The sequence below is a fragment of the Corynebacterium sp. HMSC11E11 genome (assembly GCF_001807025.1).
Lineage (GTDB): Bacteria > Actinomycetota > Actinomycetes > Mycobacteriales > Mycobacteriaceae > Corynebacterium > Corynebacterium freneyi.
In genome coordinates this window covers 1-7,746 of the sequence record NZ_KV787112.1, presented here as the reverse complement: position 1 = coordinate 7,746, position 7,746 = coordinate 1, and the positions used below count along the sequence as shown (strand labels likewise).

The following is a 7,746-nucleotide window of genomic DNA, read 5'->3' as shown; positions in this document are numbered from 1 at the left end:
ATCGGGGACACTCACAAGGTAACGGGGAGGGAAGAAGCAATAATCGGCCGCCGCCTCGACTTTGAGGCGGCGGCCGTCGTCGCAGCCCGGCGGTGCCGGGGCAGACGGCGCACCGGGTGGGGCGCGCCGTTGCGGCGGGTTAGCGCAGGACCGGCATGTCCCACAGGTTGAGGGTCGTGCCGATGCCTTTGGCGCGGGCGTTTTCGTACACGTCGTACGCCCAGGCGACGTCCTCGACGGGCATGCCGCCGATGGAGTAGCAGAAGATCTGCTCGTCGTCGGTGCGGCCAGGGGCGCGGCCGGCGGCGATGTCGCCGATGTTGACCAGCTTGTCCTTGGGCAGCGTGCCCTCCTCCGTCATGTCCCACCAGCGGTTGCCGGGAATGCCCAGCAGACGCTCGTAGGTGACGTCGGGGCCGTTTTCGTTGAACCACTCCTCGTACAGGCCGGTGTAGTCGACGACGAGGTTGGCTTCGTCGGAGGTGATGAAGTCATCGTCGAAACGGGCGGCGGCGGGGCACAGGATGAGTGCGCCCGGCTTGATCCACTCGCGCTTGAAGTAGGGGAAGCCGCTGGGGCCGTCGGGCGACGTCGACGTGCCGGCGATGAGGATGTCCGACCCCTCGATGGCCTCGCGCTCGGAGTCGACGACGGTGACGGACTCCAGCTGCGGGTACTTCTCGCGGAAGTACTCCGCCACCCGGTTGGTGGAACCGGCGGAGCGGCCCTTGATCTTCAGGTGCTTGATGCCGGGGCGCTGGGAGATGGCCGAATCGAAGATGGTTCGGCTCATCACGCCCGGGCCGATGATGCCGACGGTCTCGGCGTTCTGCACGGCCAGGTGCTTGACGCCCACGCCCGGCACCGCACCGGTGCGGTACGCCGACAGCAGGTTGGCGGACATGATCGCCATCGGGGCGCCGGTGGTGGCGTCGTTGAGCACGAAGACGTGGATGGAACGGGGCAGCTCGTGGTTGCGGTTTTCCGCGTTGGAGCCGTACCACTTCACGCCGGCCGCGCGGAAGCGTCCGCCCAGGTATGCCGGCATGGCCATGAATCGGCGGTCCGGACCGTCGGCCGGCATTCCCTCATGCTCCGGGTTGGAGGGGAAGTTGATCTGCGCTCCGTGCGAGTTCGCCGAGGCACCGGCCATGCGGTAGTCGCCGTCTGCGAGGAGGATCAGCGTCTCCTCCATGGTTTCCACACAGGCGGCGGAGTCGGTGACTCCGGCTTCGATCATCTCGGGCTCGGACAGGTACAGGAAGTCGATGTGGGGCATGCCTTCATACGGGGAAGCGGTCATGTGTTCCTTTCGAATAAACGGGTTATGGGCTGTCGGCGAGCGCGCCTACGCGTCGTAGTACATCTCGTACTCGAACGGCGTCGGGTGGAGCAGCGAAGGCGCGATCTCGCACTCTCGTTTGTACTCGATGTACGCCTCGATGGCGTCTTCGGTGAACACGTCGCCTTCCAGAAGGAACTCGTGATCGGCTTCGAGCGCGTCCAGGGCCAGGGCCAACGACGGCGGCGTGTTCGGGATGCCCGCGGCTTCCTCGGGGGGAAGCTCGTAGATATCCTTGTCGAGCGGCTCACCGGGCTCGGTGCGGTTCCGGATGCCGTCGAGACCGGCCATCATCATCGCGGAAAACGCCAGGTAGGGGTTGGCCGTCGGGTCGGGGGCGCGGAACTCGATTCGCTTGGCCTTCGGGTTCGCACCGGTGATGGGGATGCGGATGGCCGCGGACCGATTGCGCTGGGAGTACACGAGGCTCGTCGGGGCTTCGAACCCGGGGATGAGCCGACGGTACGAATTCATCGTCGGGTTGGTGAACGCGATGAGCGCGGGCGCATGGTCCAGGATGCCGCCGATGAAGTGGCGCGCCATGTCCGACAGGCCGGCGTAGCCGTGCTCGCTGTAGAACAGCGGCTTGCCGTCCTTCCACAGGGACAGGTGCGCGTGCATGCCCGACCCGGCCTCGCGGCTCAGCGGCTTGGGCATGAAGGTCGCGGATTTGCCGGCGCGCCAGGCGGTGTTGCGCACGACGTACTTGAACACCTGCATGTCATCGGCCGCGGCGAGGAGGGAATTGAAGCGGTAATTGATTTCCTGCTGGCCGGCGGTGGACACCTCGTGGTGCTGTCGCTCCAGAGTGAAGCCGCATTCCTCCAGTTCCAGGCTGATTTCGTCGCGCAGATTCTGGAAATGGTCGTACGGGGCGACGGGGAAATATCCGCCGGTCATGCGGGTTTTGTACCCCAGATTCGGCGTACCGTCCGGGTTGGTGTCGGCGCTGCGATTCCACCAGCCTTCCACGGAATCGACGTGGAAGAATCCGTTGTGGGTCTGGGTGGAGTAGCTGACCTTGTCGAACAGGAAGAACTCTGCTTCGGCGCCGATGTTGCAGGTGTCGGCGATGCCGGTGGACCGCAGGTACTCCTCCGCCTTGCGGGCGATGTTGCGAGGGTCGCGCGAGAACGGCTCGAGGGTGAAGGGGTCGTGCACGAAGAACTTGATGTTGAGGGTCTTCGCGGTCCGGAACGGGTCGATGTGCGCGGTGGAAAGGTCCGGCAGCAGCGTCATGTCGGATTCGTCGACGGACGTGAACCCGCGAATCGACGAGCCGTCGAAGGCGAGGCCTTCCGACATGGTCGTTTCGTCGAATTCGGACGCGGGAATGGTGAAGTGCTGTTCGGTTCCCGGCAGATCCGTGAATCGGATGTCAACGAATTTGACGTCTTCGTTGGCGATGAAGTCGATTATGTCGGCAGGTTCCCTGAAGGGCACGATTAATTTGTCCTCTGTCTATTGGGCAAAGCGTTGCCGTGTGACCGGCGCGTATATTTGCACCTTATTCACCTTCGAGAATTGATGTGCGGGTGATTACGTCGGTCGGGGGAGGAACCGGAGGCGTGATCATCGTCTTTTGCCTGGAAGCTCGCGAATCGGGCGTTGCCGAGATGGGGGTGATCGGCGGGGGCGGGGGCCGGACGTTGGTGAACGATGTTGTCGTCGCCTGGGGGGGTGTGGGCGGAGGCTGGGTTCACCCGGCCAATTTCAGTGCAGGACGGTTGGTCTTCCTCATCCGGCGCGGAGTCGACGCCATTGCGGCGGGGGCATTCGGCGCCGTGTCGGACATGGCTCGCCGATAGCAGCGGAACACTTCGTCGACGAATCGGTCGCGCCCGCATTGCACGGCGCCGGCCCGCGCGCCGTCGGACAGAGTCCGGCGGAAGGCGTCGTCGTCAAGCAGCGTGCGGATGGTGGACAGGAAGTCCGCGTCGGAGGCATACCGGTGGCCGTTGACGCCGTCGATGATGGCGCCGCGGAAGGCATCGTCATCGGGCGTGATGGTGGGCAGACCGGAGGCCAGGGCCTCGAGGCAGGTCAGGCCTTGGGTTTCGCTTCGCGACGAGGTGACGAAGACGTCGCCGAGCCGGTAGTAACGGGCGACCTCGTCGACGGGCACCGCGCCGACCATGTGCACGCGGTCGGCGACGCCGAGCCGGGTTGCGAGGCTGCCTAATTCGCCGGCGGCCGGGCCATCGCCGACGACGAGCCACTGCCACGGCACATCGGTGATGCGGCAGAGCAAGCGGAGGGTCTCGGGAAGGTTCTTTTCTGCGGCCAGACGGCCGACGGTGAGCACGACCGGAACGCCCGGGGCGAGACCGAGCTGCGCCGCGAACGAGGCATCGAGGGACCGGGCACCGGAATCGGCGACGGGCCGGAAGCGGTCGACGTCGACGCCGGTGCCGATGACCTCGATCGGAGTGGTGACGCCGTAGCCGCGCAGCATGTCGGCGACCTTGCCGGTCGGGGCGATGACCCGGTCGGTGCGGCCCAGCCGGTCGCGGATGAACGCCCTGGTCATCGCCTTGCCCAGTCGGCGGCTCGGGCAGAAGTAATGCGTGTAGTCCTCGTAGGAGGTGTGGTAGGTGTGCACGTGCGCCACGCCCGAGCGGCGCGCGATGGCCCGTGCCCAACTGAACGTGGGGAACTCCGTGTGGCTGTGGATGACATCCGATGCCCACTCCGCCACGTGACGCAGCACGGTCCCGCTGACCGGCCGACCGATGCGGGCATGCGGGTACACCGCGCCGGCGGGCATCGACGCCACCCCGTACACGTGGCCGTCGAAGATGGTGGACGGGCCCGCGCCGACGGTGAGCACACGCACGTCGTGGCCTGCGGCGGTCAGGCCGTCGCGAAGATCGGTGACGGAACGGACGACTCCGTTGACCGTCGGGGACCAGCAGTCGCTGAGCAAAAGGACCCGAAGGGGCCGGACGCCATCACGGGCGCGGACGAAATCCATGCGAAGATTGTCGGGCAATCTCCGCTACTTGTCATTCCGAAACAAGGCGGGGTTCGAAGGTGGGGCCGACCGCTGCGATCAGCCCCGGATGTCGAAGTCCCCGATGGGGGTGGGCCCCGACACGACGCGGCGCGTGACCTGCAGGATTCCGTCCTCGTTGGGGTCGACGCGCCACCGCACCAACGCCACGGTGGCGCCGACGATTTCCAGTGCGGTGATGTGAGACGGGTAGACGCAGCTGCCGGCGTTGAAGTACGGCATGTCGCCGCCGGCGGGGAACTTCTCCCGGTGCGTGTGCCCGCAGATCAGGGCCGTGCGGTTCTTGCGGATCCACTTGACGTAATTGCGTTCCACCTTGTGCCGCTTGTACGAGTTGGCCACCGGGCTGGTCGGGCTGTGAAAGCCGAGCCTGTGCATGTATTTCCAGAACACGCGCAGCCAAAAGCGGTTGAATCGCCAGGCCTGATCATTGGGCAGGTCGCCCTGGTGGCCGTGGACGAGGAGGATTTCCTGCCCGGTCTCGGCCCTGCGGAACACGACGGCCTCGATGGGGTCGAGCCCGTCGAAAAACGGCCCGACCTCGCCGGTGCCGGGATGCTCGGCGGTCCAGAGGTTCTCGCGCACGTAGTCGGGGTCCTGCAGCTCGACGTCGTGGTTGCCCCACATGCGGATCATCCGGCCGGCGCGGTGGAATTCGAGGTGGCGTTCCCACACGGCTCGGTTGGCGCGGATGATGTGCTTGTAGTCGTATTCCCACAGTTCGTCGCCGTCGCCGGCTTCGACGTAGGTGAAGCCCTCCCGCCAGTAGTGGTCGAGGGCGGCGGTATAGGAGTTCTTGTTCTTCAGGAATTCGTCCGACTTCGACCCGTCGCCGCGGTGGCAGTCGCTCATGATGACGTACCGCGTCGTCTCGTCGATGGGTTCGACGCGGGCGCCCCGGTACGCCTCGGTGAGGCGTTGCATGGTCTTCAAAGGAATCACCCCGTCAACGTCGGCTCTCGTCTCCGAGCATAGATCCGACGGTGCCGCTTGACGACGAAAGCCGCCCGCGCTCCCCGGTGGAGCACGGGCGGCGATCGTCGCAAAGCGAAGAAGCGGAAAATCACCGGGTCACCACTGCGGCGGGACCGTGAACCGCGGGACCGGTCTAGCAGTCGTAGTACATCTCGAACTCCTGCGGCGTGGGGCGCAGGCGGACCGGCTCGATCTCGTTGGCGTACTTGTAGTCGATGTACGTCTGGATCAGGTCCTCGGTGAACACGTCGCCCTCGAGGAGGAACTCGTGGTCGTCGCGCAGGGCGGCCAGGGACGCCTCCAGCGACGTCGGCGCCTGCGGGATGTCCGCGGCCTCCTCCGGCGGCAGCTCGTAGAGGTCCTTGTCCACCGGCGCGTGCGGCTCGATGCGGTTCTTGATGCCGTCCAAGCCGGCCATCAGCATCGCGGCGAAGCCCAGGTACGGGTTGCCCGACGGGTCCGGCGCACGGAACTCCACGCGCTTGGCCTTCGGGTTCGAGCCGGTGATCGGGATGCGCACCGCCGCCGAACGGTTGCGCTGCGAGTACACCAGGTTGATCGGCGCCTCGAAGCCCTTCACCAGGCGGTGGTACGAGTTCAGGGTCGGGTTGGTGAACGCCAGCACCGCGCCGGCGTGCTCCAGGATGCCGCCGATGAAGTAGCGCGCCGTGTCGGACAGGCCGCCGTAGCCGGCCTCGTCGTAGAACAGCGGCTCGCCGTCCTTCCACAGCGACAGGTGGGCGTGCATGCCCGAACCGTTGTCGTCGGCCAGCGGCTTCGGCATGAACGTCGCCGACTTGCCGGCGCGCCACGCGGCGTTCTTGATGACGTACTTGAACGTCTGCAGATCATCGGCCGCGTGCAGCAGGGAGTTGAACTTGTAGTTGATCTCCTGCTGGCCGCCGGTGCCGACCTCGTGGTGCTGGCGTTCCATCTCGAAGCCGATGTCGCGCAGCAGGTTGCACATTTCGTCGCGCAGATCCTGGTAGTGGTCGTACGGGGCGACGGGGAAGTAACCGCCCTTCATGCGGGTCTTGTAGCCCAGGTTCGGCGAGCCGTCGGGGTTTTCGTCGTTGCCGCGGTTCCACCAGCCCTCGACGGAGTCGACCTCGTAGAAGCCGGCGTGGGCGTCGACGCGGAACTTCACGGAGTCGAAAAGGTAGAACTCGGCTTCGGCGCCGACGAAGCAGGTGTCGGCGATGCCGGTGGACTCCATGTACTCCTCGGCCTTGCGTGCGATGTTGCGCGGGTCGCGGGAGAACGGCTCCAGGGTGAACGGGTCGTTGACGAAGAACTGGATGTTGAGGGTCTTCGCGGTGCGGAACGGGTCGAGTCGCGCGGTCTTCAGGTCCGGCAGCAGGGTCATGTCGGACTCGTCGATCGTGGTGAATCCCCGGATGGACGAACCGTCGAACGCCAGTCCCTCGGCGATGGCGTCCTCGTCGAAGGCGGACGCCGGGATGGTGAAGTGCTGCTCGGTGCCGGGAACGTCGGTGAAGCGGACGTCGACGAACTCGATGCCCTCCTCCTCGATGTACTTGACGACCTCGGCGGGGGAGGTGAAGTTCATGTGCGACTCCTAACGTGACGGATGACGAAGTCCACTTTATCGAAAAGGACCCTGGTCTTTTGCACCCGTCTGACGTAACGCGCGCCACACGATTCGCGTGGGTCCGGGCCGCGGTCGGGGCACGCCGTTTCGGTGGCCCGGGTTGCCGTCGCTTTACGACGAGTCGACCTGGATTCGTCGCAAAGCCGCGGGCCGCTACACTGTGAACCCATGGCCGAAAAGAGCAATTGGCTCGAAGGACCCCAGGTCCCCGGGCAGTTCGACGACCCCGACAACCTCTCCGAATACCCCGGGCAAAACCTCGGGCTGGCGCAATCGGGGGAGGGGTCGCAGGCGTCGCTGCTGCGCCGCGTGGGCGGCATCCTGCTCGACTGGTTTTTCTGCATGTTCCTCACCTCGCTGGTGTACCCCTTCGCGGGCCCCAGCCAGGAGCAGATCGAACAGTTCGGCGACCCGTTCATCGCGTGGCAGTCGTTCACCGCGACGTGGACGGCGCTGATCTTCCTCATCGTCGGCACCGTGTCGGTGTGGCTGTTCGGCCGCACCCCGGGCCAGGGGATCCTGCGCATGGGCGTCGCCCGCGTCGACGTCCCCGGCGAACGCGTCGGACTGTGGCGCGCGTTCGTGCGCACGTTCCTGACGCTGCTGCTCCTGCCGCCGGCCATCCAGGACTCCGACCTGCGCGGCATGCACGACCGCGCCACCGGCACCGCCGTCATCCGCGGATAGCCGGAAAACCCGGTTCCCGTCGGTGACCGTGCACGGCGTGGCTCCCGGGTAACGGCGTGGCTCCCGGGTCGCCGATCCGGAACGACGAACCGCCGCCGCCCCCGATGAGGGGCGGCG

The 7,746-nt window shown here is 66.1% G+C and carries 6 protein-coding genes; 1 reads left to right on the top strand and 5 read right to left on the bottom strand.

From position 1 onward, the window contains the following. Positions 1 to 139: 139 nt before the first annotated feature. The 5 genes from HMPREF3121_RS01860 to glnA (HMPREF3121_RS01840) form a co-directional block, all read right to left on the bottom strand. Complete coding sequence (locus tag HMPREF3121_RS01860; protein WP_070519410.1) at positions 140 to 1,303, bottom strand: ornithine cyclodeaminase family protein; 1,164 nt, start codon at positions 1,301 to 1,303, stop codon at positions 140 to 142. A 45-nt stretch (positions 1,304 to 1,348) separates the two neighbouring features. Further along, positions 1,349 to 2,785, bottom strand: coding sequence for a type I glutamate--ammonia ligase (gene glnA, locus HMPREF3121_RS01855; protein WP_070519409.1), 1,437 nt, complete (start codon positions 2,783 to 2,785; stop codon positions 1,349 to 1,351). Positions 2,786 to 3,041: 256 nt separating this feature from the next. Then, positions 3,042 to 4,316: a glycosyltransferase gene (locus HMPREF3121_RS01850; protein ID WP_070519408.1), complete on the bottom strand. Its 1,275-nt coding sequence runs from the start codon at positions 4,314 to 4,316 to the stop codon at positions 3,042 to 3,044. A gap of 78 nt (positions 4,317 to 4,394) precedes the next feature. After that, positions 4,395 to 5,279: a metallophosphoesterase family protein gene (locus tag HMPREF3121_RS01845; RefSeq protein WP_141742924.1), complete on the bottom strand. Its 885-nt coding sequence runs from the start codon at positions 5,277 to 5,279 to the stop codon at positions 4,395 to 4,397. Positions 5,280 to 5,463: 184 nt separating this feature from the next. Next, positions 5,464 to 6,900: a type I glutamate--ammonia ligase gene (gene glnA / locus HMPREF3121_RS01840; RefSeq protein WP_035123197.1), complete on the bottom strand. Its 1,437-nt coding sequence runs from the start codon at positions 6,898 to 6,900 to the stop codon at positions 5,464 to 5,466. 210 nt (positions 6,901 to 7,110) lie between these two features. Between glnA (HMPREF3121_RS01840) and HMPREF3121_RS01835 the strand changes: the two genes are divergently transcribed. Then, complete coding sequence (locus HMPREF3121_RS01835) at positions 7,111 to 7,629, top strand: RDD family protein (RefSeq protein WP_070519406.1); 519 nt, start codon at positions 7,111 to 7,113, stop codon at positions 7,627 to 7,629. The last annotated feature ends 117 nt before the right edge of the window (positions 7,630 to 7,746 follow it).

Bases quoted from the DNA above. Each gene is read 5' to 3' on its own strand.
- HMPREF3121_RS01860 (WP_070519410.1), bottom strand. From the start codon at position 1,303: ATGACCGCTTCCCCGTATGAAGGCATGCCCCACATCGACTTCCTGTAC.
- HMPREF3121_RS01850 (WP_070519408.1), bottom strand. From the start codon at position 4,316: ATGGATTTCGTCCGCGCCCGTGATGGCGTCCGGCCCCTTCGGGTCCTT.
- HMPREF3121_RS01845 (WP_141742924.1), bottom strand. From the start codon at position 5,279: ATGCAACGCCTCACCGAGGCGTACCGGGGCGCCCGCGTCGAACCCATC.
- glnA (WP_035123197.1), bottom strand. From the start codon at position 6,900: ATGAACTTCACCTCCCCCGCCGAGGTCGTCAAGTACATCGAGGAGGAG.
- HMPREF3121_RS01835 (WP_070519406.1), top strand. From the start codon at position 7,111: ATGGCCGAAAAGAGCAATTGGCTCGAAGGACCCCAGGTCCCCGGGCAG.